The organism is Pseudomonas sp. 3MA1 (genome assembly GCF_029237275.1).
GTDB lineage: Bacteria > Pseudomonadota > Gammaproteobacteria > Pseudomonadales > Pseudomonadaceae > Aquipseudomonas > Aquipseudomonas fluorescens_AP.
Genome location: NZ_JAACFX010000002.1, coordinates 723377 through 743548, shown reverse-complemented (window position 1 = coordinate 743548; position 20172 = coordinate 723377). Strand labels below are relative to the sequence as shown.

The window sequence follows — 20172 nt, the reverse complement described above, 5'->3', positions numbered from 1 at the left end:
AGCCGCTCGACCCGAAGGGCGAGCGGCTTGGCAAGAGCGTTCAGTCAGGCTCAGTAAGCCAGGCCGAAGTCCTCTTCCTTCATGTCCATCAGGTTGTTGGCACCCGACAGCATGCTGGCAACGTGAGTGCGGGTACGCGGCAGGATGCGCTGGAAGTAGAAGCGCGCAGTCTGCAGCTTGGCGGTGTAGAACGCCTCTTCGGTGGTGCCGGCTGCCAGTTTTTCAGCCGCCAGGCGCGCCATGTCGGCCCAGAAGTAGGCCAGGCAGGCGTAACCGGAGTACATCAGGTAGTCCACCGAAGCAGCACCGACTTCTTCACGGTCCTTCATCGCGGCCATGCCCACTTTCATGGTCAGCTCGCCCCACTCCTTGTTCAGTGCCGCCAGCGGTGCAACGAATTCCTGCACCGCCTCGTTGCCTTCGTTGTTCTGGCAGAACTTGTGGACGATCTTGGTGAAGCCCTTGAGCGCCTCGCCCTGAGTCATCAGCACTTTACGGCCCAGCAGGTCCAGCGCCTGGATACCGGTGGTGCCTTCGTACAGCATCGAGATCCGGCTGTCGCGAACGTTCTGCTCCATGCCCCACTCGGCGATGAAACCGTGGCCACCGTAGATCTGCACACCGTGGTTGGCGGATTCGAAGCCGACTTCGGTCATGAATGCCTTAGCGATCGGAGTCATGAAAGCCAGCAGTGCATCGGCTTTCTTCTTCTCTTCTTCATCCACGCCGTACTTGACGATGTCCACCTGCTTGGCGGTGAAGTAGACCATCGCCCGGTTGCCCTCGGCGAAGGCTTTCATGGTCAGCAGCATGCGACGCACATCAGGGTGCACGATGATCGGGTCGGCGGCCTTGTCCGGCGCTTTCGGGCCAGTCAGGGAGCGCATTTGCAGACGGTCGCGAGCGTATTTCAGGCCACCCTGGAAGCCGATCTCGGCGTGGGCCAGGCCCTGCAGAGCGGTGCCCAGACGCGCGGTATTCATAAAGGTGAACATGCAGTTCAGGCCTTTGTTCGCCGGGCCGATCAGGAAGCCGGTGGCCGCGTCGAAGTTCATCACGCAGGTGGCGTTACCGTGGATGCCCATCTTGTGTTCCAGGGAACCACAGTTGACCGCGTTGCGCTGGCCGACACTGCCGTCGGCGTTAGGCAGGAACTTGGGCACGATGAACAGCGAAATGCCTTTGGTGCCGGCAGGTGCGTCCGGCAGGCGAGCCAGGACGATATGGACGATGTTGTCGGCCATGTCGTGTTCACCGGCGGAGATGAAGATCTTGGTGCCGGTGACCTTGTAGGAACCATCAGCCTGAGGTTCGGCCTTGGTCCGCAGCATGCCCAGATCGGTGCCGCAGTGCGGCTCGGTCAGGCACATGGTGCCGGTCCATTCGCCCGACACCAGCTTGGTCAGGTAAGCCTCTTGCTGCTCAGGGGTGCCGTGCTCGGAAATGGTGTTCATCGCGCCATGGGACAGGCCTGGGTACATGCCCCACGACCAGTTGGCTTCGCCGACCATTTCGCTGATCGCCAGGCCCAGGGATTCAGGCAGACCCTGACCACCGTGCGCGACGTCATGAGCCAGGCTTGGCCAGCCGCCTTCAACGAACTGCTTGTAGGCTTCCTTGAAGCCGGTCGGGGTCTTAACGCCGGATTCACTCCAGGTGCAACCTTCCAGGTCGCCCACACGGTTCAGCGGAGCCAGCACCTGCTCACAAAACTTCGCACCTTCCTCAAGAATGGCGTCAACCATGTCCGGAGTGGCGTCCTGGCAAGCCGGGAGGCTCTGATAGTGCGCCTCATAGCCGAGCAGTTCGTCACGAACGAAGCGAATATCACGCAAGGGGGCCTTGTAGTCAGGCATAGCGATAAACCTCTGCTGATGTAACCGGGAATGAACAACCGCGTTGATTTTTTATAGCGGTCAAACAGGTGTTTGAAACATACGTTTAGGCCCAAATCTTGTCAAGCGTCGCTCCGATGCCTTTCGTCATCGAAACAAAATGCACGCGCAGGCCAATACCCACAGCCATGCCGTGAAGTGTAGGAGCCGGTTCACCGGCGATCAGTTACACAAGGAAATGAAGAAGAGGAACGACAGACAGGAAAGGCATGAGCAACAGCCCGCCTCCCCTTCAGGAAAGCGGGCTGTTGCGCAAAGTGATCAAGCGTAGGTGTCGATCAGGGTACCGAGCGCCTCATCAGAGGCCTTGGCAACCTTGACTCCCAGCTCCACCTGGATCTTGCCCATGGACATATCGACCATGCTGCTGGCCAGGTCCGACGCCTGGCTGCGATCCACGCCGTTCAGGCGATTGACCTGATCCGCAGGCGCCCGGCTGTCGGAAGAGCGCTCAACGGCGCTGCTGGCGATCTGGCTGGAACCTTGATCGACACGATTCTGTCCGGCCTGAATGGCATTCAGTCCGGCGTAGAAAGCGCTGTTCCCGGAAATTTCCATGGAAGGACTCGACCTTGAAAATGAGTGACGGGTGTCATTGAAGCAGACGCGTCAAGAAAACACCCGTCAAAAACACTAATGGCGATGTGCCTCTTCATAGGCAAAATCTAGTCCAGCAGATCCAGTTGCAGGTGCTCGGCCACCGCTTCGGCACTGGCTGGCTTGAGTCGCGGCACTCGGCCAAGGCACGGCGCGGGCAGGCGTTCGGCCAACGTCGCCAGGTTCTCTTCCAGACGAGAGGTCTTCGGCTCGATGATATTGGCCACCCAGCCCGCCAGTTGCAGACCGTCCTGGGCAATCGCCTCGGCGCTCAGCAAGGCGTGATTGATGCAACCCAGGCGCACGCCCACCACCAGAATCACCGGCAATCCCAGGGCCATGGCCAGGTCCGACAGATTGTCCTGATCGGCCAGGGGCACCCGCCAGCCCCCGGCCCCTTCAATCAGCGTGAAGTCCGCGCCCTTGGCCAGAAGCTCACGCATCGGCATCAGCAGCGATTGCACGGTCAATGCCACACCCGCCTCCCGCGCCGCCAGATGGGGCGCGATGGCCGGCTCGAAGGCGAACGGATTGACCTCTGCATAGCTCAATGGCAACGACGACTGGGCCAGCAACGCCAGGGCATCGGCATTGCGCAGGCCCTTGGGGCCCAACTCGCACCCGGAAGCCACCGGCTTGCCCGCCGCCGTGCTCAACCCGGCCAGACGCGCCGCATGCAGCAACCCGGCAGCGATGGTGGTCTTGCCCACATCGGTGTCGGTTCCGGTAATGAAATAGGCAGGACTCATAGCGGTTTCTCCAACACGGCATAGACCACCTGATAAGTCGCCGGCAGCCCCCTGGGCTGACGAAAACCTTCATAAGCCTCAATCAGCCCGGCAATGCGCGCCCGTCCGGTGAGACCGCCCGGGCGACCGGGATTCAGATTGTGCGCGCCCAAGGCCTTCAACTCATGGGTCAGGCTGCGCACATCCGGGTAATACAACACATGGGGGCTCTTCTCCAGGCTGCGCACCTGCAGGCCGCTGGCCTCACACAACTGACCATAGCGTTCGAACTCACGGAAACGATTGACGTGCACCTGCCCATCGACCCGCCCCCAGCTCTCGCGCAACTCGTGCAAGGTGCCGACACACAAACTGGCAAAGGCCAGCACGCCACCCGGTTGCAGCACCCGCCGGGCCTCGCTGAGCACCGCCGAAAAATCCGCGCACCATTGCACCGCCAGGCTGGAAAAGATCAGCCCGCAACTGCCGCTCTGCAAAGGCAGGCGCTCGGCGTCGCCGGCGATGAAATGCTCGGCTCCGCCCAGTGGCCGCGCGTGCTTGAGCATGCCCTCGGCGATGTCCAGGGCCAGCCCCTGACTGCCCGCAAAACGTTGCCCCAGCACACGACTGAAATGCCCGGTGCCACAGCCCAAATCCAACCAGCGCGTCGGTGCATGCCGTTCAGGCAAGCAACTCAACAACTGCTGGCCGACCGCTCGCTGCAACTCGGCAACACTGTCGTAACTGGCCGCCGCGCGGGAAAAGGACGCCGCCACCTGACGCTTGTCAGGCAGGCCGGCGGGCAAGACAGCAACAGACAGATCAGTCATCACCGGACTCATGCAAGAAAGCCTGGATCGCCCCCGCCACTCCGTGGGGATCTTCCAGAAGAAAACCGTGGCTGGCCTGCTCGATCAGGCCAACTTCTATATCCGGCAACAAGGCCAGCAACTCGGCGGCCGCCTCGGCGGGCACCAGGGCATCCAGCCCGGCGAACAGGTGCAACTGTGGGCCGCGAAAAGCCAGCAAGGCTTCGCGCGTATCCAATTGCGCCAACAGCTCCAGGCCCGCCATCAGCACCGGCCCCGGCGTGGTCGGCGCCCCGCCCAGCAGCATCCGCGACAGGCCGCGGGGATCGACCGCGCCCTGGGCACACAGCAGGGAAAAGCGCTTGAGGGTGGTACGCGGATCCGCGGCGCAGCCGGCCAGGAAACCGTCAAACGTCTCACCGGCCATGGCACTGGACCATTGCACGTGAGCGACAAAACTGGGGTTGCTGGCCAGGGTCAACAAGCCGCAGCAGCGCTCGCCGCGTCGGGCCGCCAGCTCCGTGGCGAGCATGCCGCCCAGGGACCAGCCCCCTAGCCAGGCGTCATCCGGCAGCGCATCGTCGAGTTCGTCCAGCCATGCCTGCGGATCGCTGGAGGTCAGTTCCGGCAGGGGTTCGATCTCCACCCGCAAGTGTTCATCCAGCCCCTGCAACGCGGCAGCCAAGGGTTCCAGGGGGGACACGCCCAACCCCCAGCCCGGCAACAGAATCAGTCGATCACGCATGGCCCGGCCTCGTTTGCAGTTCACTGAAACAATCCGCCAACGCGCTTAACAATAGCTGGACCTGCGCCTCGCTGTGGGCCGCGGACAAGGTCACCCGCAGCCGCGCACTGCCGGCCGGCACAGTCGGCGGACGGATGGCGCTGACCATGATTCCCCGCAAACGGAGCATCCGTGACAACGCCACGGCCCGGGCACTGTCGCCCACCATGATCGGCTGGATCGGGGTAAAGCTGTCCATCAGCTCCAGGCCAATCTGCTCGGCCCCGAGCCGGAACTGGCGGATCAGATTCGCCAGGTGCTCGCGCCGCCAGTGCTCGCTGCGCAGCAACTCCAGGCTCTTGCGCGTGGCGCAGGCCAGCGCCGGCGGCTGACTGGTGGTGTAGATATAAGGCCGGGCGAACTGGATCAGGGTTTCGATCAGCTCCTCGCTACCGGCGACAAAGGCCCCGGCGGTGCCGAACGCCTTGCCCAGGGTGCCCACCAGCACGGGCACCTCATCCAGACCCAGGCCGAAGTGTTCCACCAGCCCGCCACCGTTGGCCCCCAGCGGCCCGAAGCCATGGGCGTCGTCAACCATCAGCCAGGCACCGCGGGCCTTGGTTTCCCGGGCCAGGGCCGGCAGGTCGGCGACATCGCCGTCCATGCTGAACACTCCGTCGGTGACCACCAGGGTATTGCCGGTGGCCTTTTCCAGGCGCTTGGCCAGGCTGGCGGCGTCGTTATGCAGATAGCGGTTGAAGCGGGCTCCCGAAAGCAGCCCGGCATCAAGCAGCGAGGCATGGTTGAGCCGATCCTCCAGCACCGTATCGCCCTGCCCGACCAGGGCCGTGACCGCCCCCAGGTTGGCCATGTAGCCGGTGCTGAACAGCAACGCCCGCGGGCGCCCCGTAAGGTCCGCCAGGGCTTCTTCCAACTCATGGTGAGGCGTGCTGTGGCCGATCACCAGATGGGACGCACCGCCGCCCACGCCCCAGCGGCTGGCGCCGGCGCGCCAGGCTTCGATCACTTGTGGGTGATTGGCCAGCCCCAGGTAGTCGTTGTTGCAAAAGGCCAGCAACGGCTGGCCGTCCACCACCACTTGCGGCCCCTGGGGGCTGTCCAGCAGCGGACGCTGGCGATAGAGATGTTCGGCACGGCGGGCAGCGAGGCGCGCGGCGAGATCAAAAGACATGCAGGCCTCGATGTTGGCTCACAGACACATTAGCCGCAGGAGCGGGCTTGCCCGCGAAACAGGCGACGCGAAACCCGGCGGGCTTGCGCAGTTCGCGGGATTCGCCGGCAAGCCGGCTCCTACCGCACAGGCTCAGACGGCAGCGTTGTAGAACTGCTCGCTGTTTTTCTGCTCCACCAGGGCCTGCTCGATCGCGGCCTGATGCACTTCGTCGGCATGCTCTTCCCGGGCTTCGGGCTGGATGCCCAGACGGGCGAACAGTTGCATGTCCTTGTCGGCCTGGGGGTTGGCGGTGGTCAGCAGCTTGTCGCCATAGAAAATCGAGTTGGCGCCGGCGAAGAAGGCCAGGGCCTGCATCTGCTCGTTCATCGCTTCGCGACCGGCGGACAGGCGCACGTGGGATTGCGGCATGAGGATCCGCGCCACCGCGAGCATGCGGATAAAGTCGAACGGATCCACGTCCTCGGCGTTTTCCAGCGGGGTGCCGGCCACCTTGACCAGCATGTTGATCGGCACCGACTCCGGATGCTCCGGCAGGTTGGCCAACTGGATCAGCAGACCGGCGCGGTCGTCCAGGGATTCGCCCATGCCGAGAATGCCGCCGGAGCAGATCTTCATCCCGGCGTCACGCACATAGGCCAGAGTCTGCAGGCGCTCGCTGTAGGTGCGGGTGGTGATGATGCTGCCGTAGAACTCCGGCGAGGTATCCAGGTTGTGGTTGTAGTAGTCCAGGCCGGCCTTGGCCAGGGCTTCGGTCTGCTCCTGATCCAGGCGCCCCAGGGTCATGCAGGTTTCCAGGCCCATGGCTTTCACGCCTTTGACCATCTCCAGCACATAGGGCATGTCCTTGGCCGACGGGTGCTTCCAGGCGGCGCCCATGCAGAAGCGCGTAGAGCCGATGGCCTTGGCCCGAGCGGCCTCCTCCAGCACCTTCTGCACTTCCAGGAGTTTTTCCTTTTCCAGGCCGGTGTTGTAGTGACCGGACTGCGGACAATATTTGCAATCTTCCGGGCAGGCGCCGGTCTTGATCGACAGCAGCGTGGACACCTGGACCCGATTGGCGTCGAAATGCGCGCGGTGCACCGTCTGCGCCTGGAACAGCAAGTCATTGAACGGCTGGACGAACAGGGCTTTGACTTCAGCCAAAGTCCAGTCATGACGCAGGGTAGCGGTGCTGCTGGCGCTCATGGGCGATTCCTTGATTATGCTTGGCAAGCGGCGCTGGACAGGGACGGTCCGCGGCCGCGACACGGATGTCCGGCATATTTAAGGAAGCGCCATGCACTGTCAACCCGAATACAAAGGACCGGTTTACATCTGGTCAAAAAACAAACAAACCTGTTTGTTGTGCGATGAGCCCAGCGATTCGCTCCTGGCCCTGTGCAGCGCCTGCCAGGATGAGCTGCCCTGGCTTGGCGCCCAATGTTCGGTCTGCGCCCTGCCCCTGCCCCTGCCCCTGCCCGCCGACGGCCTGACCTGTGGCCAGTGCCTGCAACGCCCTCCGGCCTTTCAACGGGTCATCGTGCCCTGGCGCTACGACTTTCCGCTGGACAGCCTGATCAGCCGTTTCAAGCATCAGCAGCAATGGCCTTTGGGTCGCCTGATGGCCGAACTTTTCGCCCAATTCCTGCATTTTCGCTTCGATGAGGGCCTGCCCCGGCCCGACTGCCTGCTACCGGTGCCGCTGTCGCGCCGCCGCCTGCGCCAGCGCGGATTCAATCAGGCCGACATGCTCGCCCGATGGCTGGGACACCCCCTGCACCTGAGCGTGGAGCCTGATCTGCTGCGGCGCACCCAGGACACCCCGGCACAGCAGGGCCTGAATGCCCGGGCCCGGCGACGCAACCTGCGCCAGGCATTCGCCCTCACCGCCAACGCTTCAGTGGCGGGCCGGCACCTGGCCCTGGTGGACGACGTCCTCACCACCGGGGCCACCGCCCAGGCCCTGGCACAGGTGCTGATGGACGCTGGCGCCCGCCAGGTGGATGTCTATTGCCTGGCCCGCACGCCCGCGGCCGAACACCGCGACTGACTTGACTCTCATCGCTCAAGTCGCAAACTCCCTGTCCACCGTCAGTGCCCGAAGCCGCCCCGCCATGTCCCTGCCCACTCTGTTGACTCAGCACATCGTCCGCCGCCCGCAGCGCATCGCCCTGCTCCAGCACATTGCCGAACAGGGCTCCATCACCCGCGCGGCAAAAAGCGCCGGCCTGAGCTACAAGGCCGCCTGGGACGCCATCGACGAGCTGAACAACCTGGCCGCCAGCCCGCTGGTCGAACGCAGCGTCGGCGGCAAGGGCGGCGGCGGTGCCAGGCTGACGCTCGAAGGCCTGCGCGTGCTACGCCTTTATCAACGCCTGCAGGCCCTGCAAGCCCAGGTCCTGGAAGCCGCGGAAGAGGCCAGCGACCTCGACCTGCTGGGACGCCTGATGCTGCGCACCAGCGCCCGCAACCAGTTGCACGGCAAGGTCCAGGCCATTGCCCCCCAAGGCTGCAACGACCTGATCAGCCTGGCTCTGGCCGAGGGCCTGATCCTCAAGGCGCAAATCACCCACGACAGCACCCAGCGCCTGGAGCTGGCCCCCGGCACCGAGGTGGTGGCGCTGATCAAGGCCGGCTGGCTGGAGCTGCACCCCATCGGCGCTCCGGCAACAACTGGACACAATTGCCTGAACGGCACCATCGAGCAGATTCTCGACGCCGAAGATGGCCCCTGCGAAGTCAGAGTCGTGCTGCCCAATGGCCAGACCCTCTGCGCCCTGGCCGAGCCCCGCCGGCTCAAAGACCTCGGGCTTGGCGAAACCCAGGCCGTCCAGGTGCACTTCTCCCCCGCCCAGGTCCTGCTCGGCACCCCGCTCTGAGGCGGATCCGGCGACTTGCGACTGCAACCTGTTCGTCATAGAGGCTCACTAAGGTGGCTGCAAAAACCTTCAGGGAGCCTGATATGAGCCTGCTATTGGAAGAAGACCAACCCACCGACCTGGAACAGATGGTCGGCCTCAGCCGCCGCGGTTTCATCGGTGCCGGGGCCCTGTGCGGCGCTGCGCTGTTTCTCGGTGGCGGACTGCTCGGCCGCAGCGCCCTGGCCGCCGGTGTCAGCGCCGGCACCAGCCAACTGTTGGGCTTTACCGGCATCGCCGCCGCCACCAGCGATAGCATCACCCTGCCACCGGGCTACAAATCCTCGGTGCTGATCAGCTGGGGCCAGCCGCTGGCCAAGAACGGACCGGCCTTCGACCCCAGCGGCAATGGCACCGCCCAGGCCCAGGAAGTGCAGTTCGGCGACAACAACGATGGCATGAGCCTGTTCGCCTTCCCGGACGACAAGCACCGGGCGCTGATGGCGATCAACAACGAATACACCAACTACCGCTACCTCTATCCCCACGGCGGCCAGCCGCAATCCGCCGAAGACGTGCGCAAGGCCCAGGCCAGCGAAGGCGTGTCGGTGATCGAGGTGCAGCACAAGCACGGCCAATGGCAGTTCGTCCAGGGCTCGCGCTACAACCGGCGCATCCACGGCAACACGCCGATCCGCCTCAGCGGTCCCGCCGCCGGCCACGACCTGCTCAAGACCGCGGCCGACCCCAAGGGCAAGCACGTCCTCGGCACCTTCCAGAACTGCGCCAACGGCAAGACGCCCTGGGGCACCTACCTGACCTGCGAAGAGAACTTCACCGACTGTTTCGGCAGCAGCAACCCCGAGCAGAAGTTCGACGCCGCGCAGAAACGCTACGGCGCCGTGGTGGCCAGCAAGGACATCAACTGGCACCTGCACGAACCGCGTTTCGACCTGGCGAAGAACCCCAACGAGCTCAACCGCCACGGCTGGGTGGTGGAAATCGACCCCTTCGACCCGCAATCGACCCCGGTCAAGCGCACCGCCCTGGGCCGCTTCAAGCATGAAAATGCCGCCCTGGCGCAAACCCGCGACGGCCGCGCCGTGGTCTACATGGGCGACGACGAGCGCGGCGAGTTCATCTACAAGTTCATCAGCCGCGACAAGATCAACCAGCGCAACCCCAAGGCCAACCGCGACCTGCTGGACCACGGCACCCTGTACGTGGCGCGCTTCGATGCCGGTGATGGCAATCCGGACCGGCCCAAGGGCCAGGGCCAGTGGATCGAGCTGACCCACGGCAAGAACGGCATCGACGCCAGCAGCGGTTTTGCCGACCAGGCCCAGGTGCTGATCCAGGCGCGCCTGGCCGCCAGCGTGGTCCAGGCCACGCGCATGGACCGCCCGGAATGGATTGTGGTCAGCCCCAAGGACGGCCAGGTCTATTGCACCCTGACCAACAACGTCAAACGCGGCGAAGACGGCCAGCCAGTGGGCGGGCCCAACCCGCGGGAGAAGAACGTCTACGGGCAGATCCTGCGCTGGCGCACCGGCAATGACGATCATGGCGCCATGAACTTCTCCTGGGACCTGTTCGTGGTCGCCGGCAACCCGAGCGTACACGCCGGCCAGCCCAAGGGCGGCTCGTCCAACATCACCCCAGAGAACATGTTCAACAGCCCCGACGGCCTGGGTTTCGACCAGGCCGGACGCCTGTGGATCCTCACCGACGGCGACTACAGCAACAGCGGCGATTTCGCCGGCATGGGCAACAACCAGATGCTCTGCGCCGACCCGGACAGCGGCGAGATCCGTCGCTTCATGGTCGGGCCGGTAGGTTGCGAGGTCACCGGGATCGCCTTCGCCCCGGACCAGAAGACCCTGTTCGTCGGCATCCAGCATCCTGGGGAAAACGGCGGCTCGACCTTCCCCGAGCACCTGCCCAACGGCAAGCCGCGCTCCTCGGTAATGGCCATCACCCGGGAAGACGGCGGCGTCATCGGCGCCTGATCCTGCTTGCCGCCCAGCCGGTGCCTACTCCTGTAGGCCCGGCTCGCCGACAAGCCCGGCGCCCGGGCGAACGGCCCGAAAACCCTCCCCCGCTGGCCCGTCGTCTGCGTTACCATGCCTGGCCGGACGCGGCAGCCTGCTGCGCGCAGGAGTAAGCATGTCGCACCCGTTTGAAACACTGACCCCCGACCTGGTTCTGGACGCCGTTGAAAGCATCGGTTTTCTCAGCGACGCCCGCGTGTTGGCGCTCAACAGTTACGAAAACCGCGTCTATCAGGTGGGTATCGACGAAAGCGAGCCACTGATCGCCAAGTTCTACCGGCCCCAGCGCTGGACCAACGAAGCCATTCTCGAAGAGCACCGCTTCACCTTCGAACTGGCCGAGTGCGAGGTGCCGGTGGTGGCGCCGATCATCCACGACGGCGCCAGCCTGTTCGAACACGCCGGTTTCCGCTTCGCCCTGTTTCCCCGCCGCGGCGGAAGGGCGCCGGAACCGGGCAACCTGGACCAGCTCTATCGCCTCGGCCAATTGCTCGGGCGCCTGCACGCCGTGGGCGCGACCCGCCCCTTCGAGCACCGCGAAGCCCTGGGGGTGCAGAACTTCGGCCACGAGTCCCTGGCCACCCTGCTGCAAGGCAACTTCATTCCCAAGAGCCTGCTGCCAGCCTACGAGTCCGTGGCCCGGGACCTGCTCAAGCGGGTGGAAGACGTCTACCAGAACACCCCGCACCAGAACATCCGCATGCACGGCGATTGCCACCCGGGCAACATGATGTGCCGCGACGAGATGTTCCACATCGTCGACCTGGATGACTGCCGCATGGGGCCTGCCGTGCAGGACCTGTGGATGATGCTCGCCGGCGATCGCCAGGACTGCCTCGGCCAGCTCTCGGAACTGATGGACGGCTACAGCGAGTTCCACGATTTCGACCCGCGGGAGCTGGCCCTGATCGAACCGCTGCGGGCCCTGCGCCTGATGCACTACAGCGCCTGGCTGGCGCGGCGCTGGGACGACCCGGCGTTCCCCCACAGCTTTCCCTGGTTCGGCAGCGAGCGTTACTGGGGCGAACAGGTCCTGGCCCTGCGCGAGCAACTGGCGGCGCTCAACGAAGAACCCCTCAGGCTGTTCTGACCCTGCCAGCGAAGGGGCCCATGAGATCGCCTTCGCCGGCAAGCCGGCTCCTACAAGAATCCGCCTTGATACAACGCCAACTGTAGGAGCTGGCTCGCCAGCGAAGAGGCCCGTAAGTTCGCGATTGCCCACAAGCCCTCCTCCAAAGAAACGGGCGGTGCAAAAGTCAGGACAGGTCTAGACAAATCTCCTTACAATCGCGGCTTTGTTAGCTGCCTAAGCAAGGACTTTGCATGCAAGCCGCCAACCCGCGTCGCGGGTACATCCTGGGCCTGACCGCCTACATCATCTGGGGTCTGTTTCCGCTCTATTTCAAAGCCATCGCCAGCGTTCCCGCGGTGGAAATCATCATCCACCGGGTACTCTGGTCGGCGCTGTTCGGCGCCCTGTTGCTGATGGTGTGGAAACATCCGGGCTGGTGGCGCGAGCTGCGGGACAACCCCAAGCGCCTGGCGATCCTGGCCCTGAGCGGCACCCTGATCGCCGGCAACTGGCTGACCTATGTCTGGGCGGTGAACAACGGACGCATGCTCGAAGCCAGCCTGGGCTACTACATCAACCCCCTGGTCAATGTGCTGCTGGGCATGCTGATTCTCGGCGAACGCCTGCGGCGCCTGCAGTGGCTGGCGGTGATCCTCGCGGCGCTGGGGGTGGCCCAGCAAGTGTGGCAAGTGGGCAGCCTGCCCTGGGTGTCGCTGATCCTGGCGCTGAGCTTCGGCTTCTATGGGCTGATCCGTAAACAGGCGCCGGTCAAGGCCCTGCCCGGGCTGGTGGTGGAAACCTGGATGCTGGTGCCCATCGCCCTGGGCTGGCTCCTGCTGCACCCCGATGCCAGCAGCGCCCATGCCGAATTCTGGAGCAGCTCCCAAGCCTGGTGGCTGGTGGCCGCAGGTCCAGTCACGCTGATTCCCCTGGTGTGCTTCAACGCCGCCGCCCGCGACCTGCCCTACACCACCCTGGGCTTCCTGCAGTATCTGGCGCCGACCCTGGTGCTGCTGCAAGCGGTGCTGCTGTTTGACGAACACCTGTCCTCCAGCACCCTGCTGGCCTTCATGTTCATCTGGGCGGGACTGGCGGTTTACAGCGTCGATGCCTGGCTGAGTCTGCGCGGCCGCCGCTGATCAAAAAACGCACAAAGCTCTGCAGACCATGCCAGTCGTGGCCTGCAGCGGTTCTTCCCAAGGTTATCCACAACCTGATCCCCGCCCTTTGTGCACAAGCCCTTGAAACTGCTGGTTTTTTGATCAGAGCGCGCTAAGCCGCGGCGCTGTTGGGCTGGCGCCGGGTCTCTACAGGTTATCCACAGGCGCATGCACGGATTACTGGGATAACCTGCGGGACGGGGTTCAGACCTCGCTGCGCAGCACCAACTCCACCATCAGGTCGTCGGCCAGGGTTTCCAGGCGCGACTGCAATACCTCCAGGGACAAGGTCAGGGGCACCGCCAGAATCGCCTCGGCATGAAACAGCGGCTCGCTGCTCATGGGCGCCGGACGCACCTCGGTCACCAGCCGTTCGAGATTGACCCCCTGCTCCGCCAGCAAGCGCGTGATGTCGCGAACGATCCCCGGGCGATCGTTGCCCACCAGCTCCATGGCGATGGGTTTCCAGGTGCAGGACTGCTCGATGCCACTTTCGGCGATCAACACCCGAATGCCCTGGGCCGACAGCCCCTGCAAGGCATCCACCAGCTCATCGTAGGCCTCGGCCGGGACCCCGACCCGCAGGATGCCGGCAAACTGACCTGCCATGCGCGACAGACGGCTTTCCAGCCAGTTGCCCCCATGTTCGGCGATACACTGGGCGATCCGCTCGACCTGTCCGGCCTTGTCCGGGGCGAATACCGTGAGAACGAGATGGTCCATGGCGCAGCCCTCTTTTCATGATGAAAGAGCAATTATAGGCAGCCTCATTCCCCGCGCCTTCCAGCCCCTATCGCAGCAGCTTGTGTAGGAGCTGGCTTGCCAGCGAAAGTGCCCGCAAGGCCGACGCAAACCCCGAAGGCCCATTCGCCGGCAAGCCGGCACCGACGCGGGCGCGCAGGGCAAAACACAAATCGTGTACAACTTTTTGTATTTATATGGAACAATCCACCGGCTTTTTGAGAACACCGCGTTTCCCAGCGTGACCGCACTGCATTCTTAAGTCGCGGAACGACGATTTTAGTCTAATTTTCACAACCGCAATTCATCATGTAGTATGCCGCAGCGCGCACTACATAACGTTGGAACGATGTCCGCCAAGGCCTGACTGCAACCCCTGCAACCCCCCATCAGCAAGGCTCTGCCGTTGATTGGAAGCACCCAGCCGCCCGCAATGGCATGTACTGGTGAACAGGGTTGTGCTTTAAATGGCCGCCGGCTTCATTGTTAATTTGAAGAGCTGAAAAGCGAAATAGCTGAGCAGAGTGAGGCAAGCAATGACTGAACACGTTCAAGTCGGTGGCCTGCAGGTCGCCAGAGTCCTGTTCGACTTCGTGAACAACGAAGCCATTCCCGGTACCGGCCTCACCGCCGACGCGTTCTGGGCCGGTGCCGACAAGGTCATTCACGACCTGGCACCGAAGAACAAAGCCCTACTCGCCAAACGCGACGATTTCCAGGCGCGCATCGATGCCTGGCACCAGTCCCGCGCCGGCCAGGCACACGATGCCGTGGCTTATAAAGCCTTCCTGCAAGACATTGGTTACCTGCTGCCAGAAGCGGCGGATTTCCAGGCCACGACGCAAAACGTCGATGAAGAAATCGCCCACATGGCCGGCCCGCAGCTGGTGGTGCCGGTGATGAATGCACGCTTCGCCCTCAACGCCTCCAACGCCCGCTGGGGCTCGCTGTACGACGCGCTGTACGGCACCGACGCCATCAGCGAAGCCGATGGCGCGCAAAAGGGCAAAGGCTACAACAAGGTCCGCGGCGACAAGGTCATCGCCTTCGCCCGCGCCTTCCTCGATGAGTCGGCGCCGCTGACTGCTGGCTCCCACGTCGACTCGGTGAGCTACAAGATTGTCGGTGGCAAGCTGGTGGTCGGCCTCAAGGGCGGCAGCAACAGCGGCCTGCGCGACGACGCGCAACTGATCGGCTACCAGGGCGATGCCGCGGCTCCGACCGCGATCCTGCTCAAGCACCACGGCCTGTACTTCGAGATCCAGATCGACGCCGCAAGCCCGGTCGGCCAGACCGACGCCGCCGGGGTCAAGGACCTGCTGATGGAAGCGGCCCTGACCACCATCATGGACTGCGAAGACTCGGTTGCCGCCGTCGATGCCGATGACAAGGTGGTGATCTACCGCAACTGGCTCGGCCTGATGAAGGGCGACCTGGCGGAAGAGGTTTCCAAGGGCGGCAAGTCCTTCACCCGCACCATGAACGCCGACCGCGAGTACACCGGCGTCAACGGCGAGCCGGTGAAGCTGCACGGCCGCTCGCTGCTGTTCGTGCGTAACGTCGGTCACCTGATGACCATCGACGCGATCCTCGACAAGCACGGCAACGAAGTGCCGGAAGGCATCCTCGACGGCCTGGTCACCAGCCTCGCGGCGATCCACAACCTCAACGGCAACACCTCGCGCAAGAACAGCCGCACCGGCTCGGTGTACATCGTCAAGCCGAAGATGCACGGCCCTGAAGAAGCCGCGTTCACCAACGAACTGTTCGGCCGCATCGAAGAGGTGCTGAGCCTGCCGCGCAACACCCTGAAAGTCGGGATCATGGACGAGGAGCGCCGCACCACGGTCAACCTCAAGGCCTGCATCAAGGCCGCCAGCGAGCGCGTGGTGTTCATCAACACCGGTTTCCTCGACCGCACCGGCGACGAGATCCACACCTCCATGGAAGCCGGCGCCATGGTGCGCAAGGCCGACATGAAGGCCGAAAAATGGATCGGCGCCTACGAGAACTGGAACGTCGATATCGGCCTGTCCACCGGCCTGCAAGGCCGCGCGCAGATCGGCAAGGGCATGTGGGCCATGCCGGACCTGATGGCCGCCATGCTCGAACAGAAGATCGCCCACCCGCTGGCCGGTGCCAACACCGCCTGGGTGCCGTCGCCAACCGCCGCCGCGCTGCACGTGCTGCACTACCACAAGGTCGACGTGTTCGCCCGCCAGGCCGAACTGGCCAAGCGTGCCCGCGCTTCGGTGGACGACATCCTGACCATCCCGCTGGCGGTCAACCCGAACTGGACGCCGGAGCAGATCAAGAACGAACTGGACAACAACGCCCAGGGCATTCTCGGTTACGTGGTGCGCTGGATCGACCAGGGCGTGGGTTGCTCCAAGGTGCCGGACATCAACGATGTCGGCCTGATGGAAGACCGCGCCACCCTGCGCATCTCCAGCCAGCACATCGCCAACTGGCTGCGCCACGGCGTGGTGACCCAGGAGCAGGTGCTGGAAAGCCTCAAGCGCATGGCTCCGGTGGTTGACCGGCAGAACGCCGGCGACCCGCTGTACCGCCCGCTGGCGCCGGACTTCGACAGCAACATCGCCTTCCAGGCCGCCCTGGAGCTGGTGATCGAAGGCACCAAGCAGCCTAACGGCTACACCGAGCCGGTCCTGCACCGTCGGCGTCGCGAGTTCAAGGCCAAGAACGGCCTGTAACAACGCCTGGCCCCACCCATGAAAAAGCCCCGGTCCAGTGGACCGGGGCTTTTTTGTTCCCTGCGGCAAGAGCCTTCTAGCGCACCACTCCCAGCTCATGCTTGACCAGGGCCAGCAGCTGGCGGGTGTCGATCGGCTTGAGCAGAAAATCCACCACGCTCAGGTGCATGGCGGCAATCGCATCGCGCACATCGGCGTCGCCGGAAATGATGATGATCGGCAACGCCGCCCGCTCCGATTCACGCACCTGGCGAATCAGCTCCAGGCCGTTGCAGGGCGCCATGCGCAGATCGGTGATCAGCAGGCCGATGGACTTGTTCGATTCGAGCAGTTCGAGGGCGGCCTTGCCGCTGGCCGCGGTCATGCAGCGAATGCCATCCAGGCCGAGAATTTCCGCAAGCAGTTCCCGGGCATCCTTGTCGTCATCGGCGATGAGCACACGCTGAGCGGGCAGGTCCGGCTCGAGCATCACCTCGCTCAGAGCCTCGCGCTCGGCGTCACTCAAAATATCGTGGTCGGGCATACATTTCTCTACATGAACCAATCAATCCCCTAGCACAGTGGTCAGACATCGCTAAGCAGGCTTCCAATGTGCACTTCGTCGGAAAAATTGCCAAGTGCTCCGATCAGAGCTTTTTTGCATGGATGACCGCAGGCTCAAAGCCAAATGCCCAGGAACGCGAGCGCTACCTAGACTTACGTCCAATGGGCACTCCCGCCCCAGGCGCCGACCATTGCCGTGATCCGACCACAACAACTCCAAGAAGACTGCGGTAATCGTTATGAGTAAAGCGGACGCCTTCACCCAGGCCGGCAAGACCGCGGTGTTGCAGAACATCCAGGGCACCGTGCAGTTCCTGCAGCGCTTCCCGCCCTTCAACCAGATGGAAAACCTCCACCTGGCCTACCTGGTGGAACAGTGCCAGCTGCGCTTCTATGGCCCGGGCGAGAGCATCATCAAGCCGGCCGACGGTCCGGTTGAGCACTTCTACATCGTCAAGCAGGGCCGGGTGGTGGGCGAACGCACCCACGCCGCCAAGGGCAGCACCGAAACCACCTTCGAAATCACCACCGGCGAGTGCTTTCCCCTCGCCGCCTTGCTCGGAGAACGGGCGACCCGCACCGAGCATCGGGCCGCCGAAGACACCTTCTGCCTGCAACTGAACAAAAGCGCCTTCATCAAGCTGTTCGCCCTGTCTGCGGAGTTCCGCGATTTCGCCCTGCGCGGGGTCAGCAGCCTGCTGGATCAGGTCAATCAGCAGGTCAAGCAGAAGGCCGTGGAAACCCTCGGCACCCAATACTCGCTGAACACCCGCCTTGGCGAACTGGCCATGCGTCATCCGGTAGCCTGCAGCCCGCAGACACCATTGCGCGAAGCCGTGGCACTGATGCACGAGCAGCAAGTGGGCAGCATCGTGGTGGTGGACGAACACAAGGCGCCCCTGGGGATCTTCACCCTGCGCGACCTGCGCCAGGTGGTGGCCGACGGCAGCCAGGACCTCAACCAGCCCATCGAACGGCACATGACCCAGGCACCGTTCTTTCTCAGCCCGGACCACAGCGCCTTCGACGCCGCCATCGCCATGACCGAGCGCCATATCGCCCACGTCTGCCTGGTAAAGGACCAGCGCCTGTGCGGCGTGGTGTCCGAGCGCGACCTGTTTTCCCTGCAACGGGTCGATCTGGTGCACCTGGCCCGGACCATCCGCAACGCGCCCCGGGTCGAACACCTGGTGGCGCTGCGCGGCGAGATCGGCCAGCTGGTGGAACGCATGCTGGCCCACGGCGCCTCCTCGACCCAGATCACCCACATCATCACCCTGCTCAACGATCACACCGTGTGCCGGGTGATCGAACTGACCCTGGCCGACAAGGGCGACCCCGGCGTGCCTTTCAGCTGGCTGTGTTTCGGCAGCGAAGGCCGGCGCGAACAGACCCTGCACACCGACCAGGACAACGGCATCCTGTTCGAAGCCAGGGACGCCGCCCACGCCGCGGAAATTCGCGGCCAGCTGCTGCCCATTGCCCAGCAGATCAACCAGAGCCTGGCCCAGTGCGGCTTCACCCTGTGCAAGGGCAACATCATGGCCGGCAACCCCGAGCTGTGCCTGTCCCGCGCCGAATGGGCCCGGCGCTTTGCCGCCTTCATCCGCGAGGCGACCCCGGAAAACCTCCTGGGTTCGAGCATCTATTTCGACCTGCGGGTGGTCTGGGGCGATGAACAAGGCGCCGAGCAACTGCGCCGGGGCATCCTCGACCAGGTCGCGGACAACCGCCTGTTCCAACGCATGATGGCGGAAAACGCCCTGCGCCAGCGCCCGCCCGTGGGGCGCTTTCGCGAGTTCGTCCTGGCCCGCAAGAACGGTGAAAAAGCCACCCTGGACCTCAAGGTCCAGGGCCTGACGCCCTTCGTCGACGGCGCCCGGCTGCTGGCCCTGGCCAACGGCATCGGCGCCATCAACACCCTGGAGCGGCTGCGCCAGCTGGTGTCCAAACAAGTCATCGAGCCTCTGGACGGCGCGGCCTATGAAGAGGCCTACCACTTCATCCAGCAGACCCGCATGCAGCAGCACCAGCGCCAGACCCGGGAAAACCAGCCCTATTCCAACCGCGTCGACCCCGACAGCCTGAACCACCTGGACCGGCGCATCCTGCGCGAGTCCCTGCGCCAGGCCCAGCGCCTGCAAAGCAGTCTGGCCCTGCGGTACCAGCTATGAGCCTGTTTGCCTGGTTCCGTCCCGCGGTCAGCGTCCTGACCGCCGAGCAGCAACACCGTCGCGACCGCCTGCCCGCCTTCACCGAACTGGGTGACGGCAGCCTGCGGGAACAGCGCTGGGTGGTGGTGGACCTGGAAACCACCGGCCTCAACCTCAACCGCGATCAGGTACTGTCCATCGGCGCGGTGGTGATCGAAGACGGCGCCATCGACTTCAGCCAGCAATTCGAGCGCACCCTGCAACGCGCGGGACACAAACTCAGCCCCAGCGTGCTGATCCATGGCCTGGGCCCCAGCGCCATCGCCGCCGGCTGCGACCCGGTGGAGGCACTGCTGGACTTCATGGAGTTCGTCGGCGACAGCCCGCTGCTGGCCTTTCATGCGCCCTTCGACCAGCACATGCTCGGCCGGGCCCTGAAGGACAGCCTGGGCTATCGCTTGCAGCACCGCTTCCTCGACGTCGCGGACATGGCGCCCATGCTCTGCCCCCAGGCCCCGATCCGCGAAGCCGGGCTGGATGACTGGGTCGACTGGTTCAAGCTGCAAGTCGCGGAGCGTCACCACGCAGCGGCCGACGCCCTGGCCACCGCGGAACTGGCGTTGATCCTGTTCAACCGCGCCCGCCAGCAGCAGATCCACAGCCCGCTGAACCTGCAGCAGCGCCTCAGCCAGTGGAGACGCCGGCAGCAGGCCCCTTCGTTCTGATCCATCGCAGCAGCGCAGATACCTGTGGCAAGGGAGCTTGCTCCCGCTCGGCCGCGCAGCGGCCGTAAAACCTGAACCCCGGTTCCACCTGACACAGAGTCTTGGGCGTGCGGCGCACTCCAGCGGGAGCAAGCTCCCTCGCCACAACGGCTCTCTCTGCCGACAAACCTCTTCAGCACCCGCCACCTTCAGCAACAAGGCAGCCGACCGACGTCGATTGCGCCACTG

General features: G+C 64.2%; 17 protein-coding genes. 8 read left to right on the top strand and 9 right to left on the bottom strand.

What is annotated here, in order from left to right:
* Window positions 1-50: 50 nt before the first annotated feature.
* The 7 genes from GWQ44_RS08575 to bioB all read right to left on the bottom strand — a co-directional run bounded on the left by GWQ44_RS08575 (window position 51) and on the right by bioB (window position 7133).
* Entirely contained in the window at window positions 51-1856 is a 1806-nt protein-coding gene (locus GWQ44_RS08575) for a phenylacyl-CoA dehydrogenase (protein WP_199009629.1), read from the bottom strand.
* 300 nt (window positions 1857-2156) lie between these two features.
* Window positions 2157-2453 carry a hypothetical protein gene (locus tag GWQ44_RS08570; RefSeq protein WP_016964616.1) on the bottom strand — a complete coding sequence of 99 codons (297 nt, stop codon included), beginning with the start codon at window positions 2451-2453 and terminating at the stop codon, window positions 2157-2159.
* A 107-nt stretch (window positions 2454-2560) separates the two neighbouring features.
* Window positions 2561-3241, bottom strand: a complete 681-nt coding sequence (gene bioD, locus GWQ44_RS08565; RefSeq protein ID WP_016964615.1) for a dethiobiotin synthase — start codon at window positions 3239-3241, stop codon at window positions 2561-2563.
* Window positions 3238-4050 (bottom strand): malonyl-ACP O-methyltransferase BioC, encoded by an 813-nt coding sequence (gene bioC / locus GWQ44_RS08560; RefSeq protein WP_275927039.1) that lies wholly within the window; start codon window positions 4048-4050, stop codon window positions 3238-3240. Before bioC ends, bioD begins: the two co-directional genes overlap by 4 nt.
* Window positions 4043-4774, bottom strand: a complete 732-nt coding sequence (locus tag GWQ44_RS08555) for an alpha/beta fold hydrolase (protein WP_275927038.1) — start codon at window positions 4772-4774, stop codon at window positions 4043-4045. Before GWQ44_RS08555 ends, bioC begins: the two co-directional genes overlap by 8 nt.
* On the bottom strand, window positions 4767-5945 hold the full coding sequence (bioF, locus tag GWQ44_RS08550) for an 8-amino-7-oxononanoate synthase (protein WP_275927037.1): 1179 nt from the start codon (window positions 5943-5945) through the stop codon (window positions 4767-4769). The genes GWQ44_RS08555 and bioF overlap by 8 nt, the downstream gene beginning before the upstream one ends.
* Window positions 5946-6077: 132 nt before the next feature.
* The gene (gene bioB, locus GWQ44_RS08545; protein WP_016964745.1) at window positions 6078-7133 is read right to left on the bottom strand and encodes a biotin synthase BioB; all 1056 of its coding nucleotides are present in this window, start codon (window positions 7131-7133) and stop codon (window positions 6078-6080) included.
* A 91-nt stretch (window positions 7134-7224) separates the two neighbouring features.
* On the opposite strand from bioB, the gene GWQ44_RS08540 reads away from it, so the two are divergent.
* The 5 genes from GWQ44_RS08540 (at window position 7225) to rarD (ending at window position 13047) form a co-directional block, all read left to right on the top strand.
* On the top strand, window positions 7225-7977 hold the full coding sequence (locus tag GWQ44_RS08540; protein ID WP_275927036.1) for a ComF family protein: 753 nt from the start codon (window positions 7225-7227) through the stop codon (window positions 7975-7977).
* A gap of 64 nt (window positions 7978-8041) precedes the next feature.
* Window positions 8042-8806, top strand: coding sequence for a TOBE domain-containing protein (locus tag GWQ44_RS08535; protein ID WP_275927035.1), 765 nt, complete (start codon window positions 8042-8044; stop codon window positions 8804-8806).
* A gap of 83 nt (window positions 8807-8889) precedes the next feature.
* Window positions 8890-10794: a PhoX family phosphatase gene (locus GWQ44_RS08530; RefSeq protein ID WP_275927034.1), complete on the top strand. Its 1905-nt coding sequence runs from the start codon at window positions 8890-8892 to the stop codon at window positions 10792-10794.
* 157 nt (window positions 10795-10951) lie between these two features.
* Window positions 10952-11926, top strand: a complete 975-nt coding sequence (locus GWQ44_RS08525; RefSeq protein WP_103741693.1) for a serine/threonine protein kinase — start codon at window positions 10952-10954, stop codon at window positions 11924-11926.
* A gap of 233 nt (window positions 11927-12159) precedes the next feature.
* Window positions 12160-13047 (top strand): EamA family transporter RarD, encoded by an 888-nt coding sequence (rarD, locus tag GWQ44_RS08520; RefSeq protein WP_016964742.1) that lies wholly within the window; start codon window positions 12160-12162, stop codon window positions 13045-13047.
* Between the two features lie 225 nt (window positions 13048-13272).
* Here rarD and GWQ44_RS08515 read toward each other — a convergent pair whose 3' ends face one another.
* Window positions 13273-13791, bottom strand: a complete 519-nt coding sequence (locus GWQ44_RS08515) for a glycine cleavage system protein R (RefSeq protein WP_016964741.1) — start codon at window positions 13789-13791, stop codon at window positions 13273-13275.
* A gap of 554 nt (window positions 13792-14345) precedes the next feature.
* On the opposite strand from GWQ44_RS08515, the gene GWQ44_RS08510 reads away from it, so the two are divergent.
* On the top strand, window positions 14346-16523 hold the full coding sequence (locus tag GWQ44_RS08510) for a malate synthase G (protein WP_275927033.1): 2178 nt from the start codon (window positions 14346-14348) through the stop codon (window positions 16521-16523).
* Between the two features lie 76 nt (window positions 16524-16599).
* Here the strand turns inward: GWQ44_RS08510 and GWQ44_RS08505 are convergent, their stop codons facing one another.
* Entirely contained in the window at window positions 16600-17046 is a 447-nt protein-coding gene (locus tag GWQ44_RS08505) for a response regulator (RefSeq protein ID WP_016964739.1), read from the bottom strand.
* 259 nt (window positions 17047-17305) lie between these two features.
* Here GWQ44_RS08505 and GWQ44_RS08500 point away from each other — a divergent pair, with 259 nt between their 5' ends.
* Together GWQ44_RS08500 and GWQ44_RS08495 are read left to right on the top strand one after the other, a co-directional pair.
* Window positions 17306-19240, top strand: a complete 1935-nt coding sequence (locus GWQ44_RS08500) for a putative nucleotidyltransferase substrate binding domain-containing protein (protein WP_103741695.1) — start codon at window positions 17306-17308, stop codon at window positions 19238-19240.
* Window positions 19237-19944 (top strand): 3'-5' exonuclease, encoded by a 708-nt coding sequence (locus GWQ44_RS08495; protein WP_016964737.1) that lies wholly within the window; start codon window positions 19237-19239, stop codon window positions 19942-19944. Before GWQ44_RS08500 ends, GWQ44_RS08495 begins: the two co-directional genes overlap by 4 nt.
* Window positions 19945-20172: the final 228 nt, after the last annotated feature.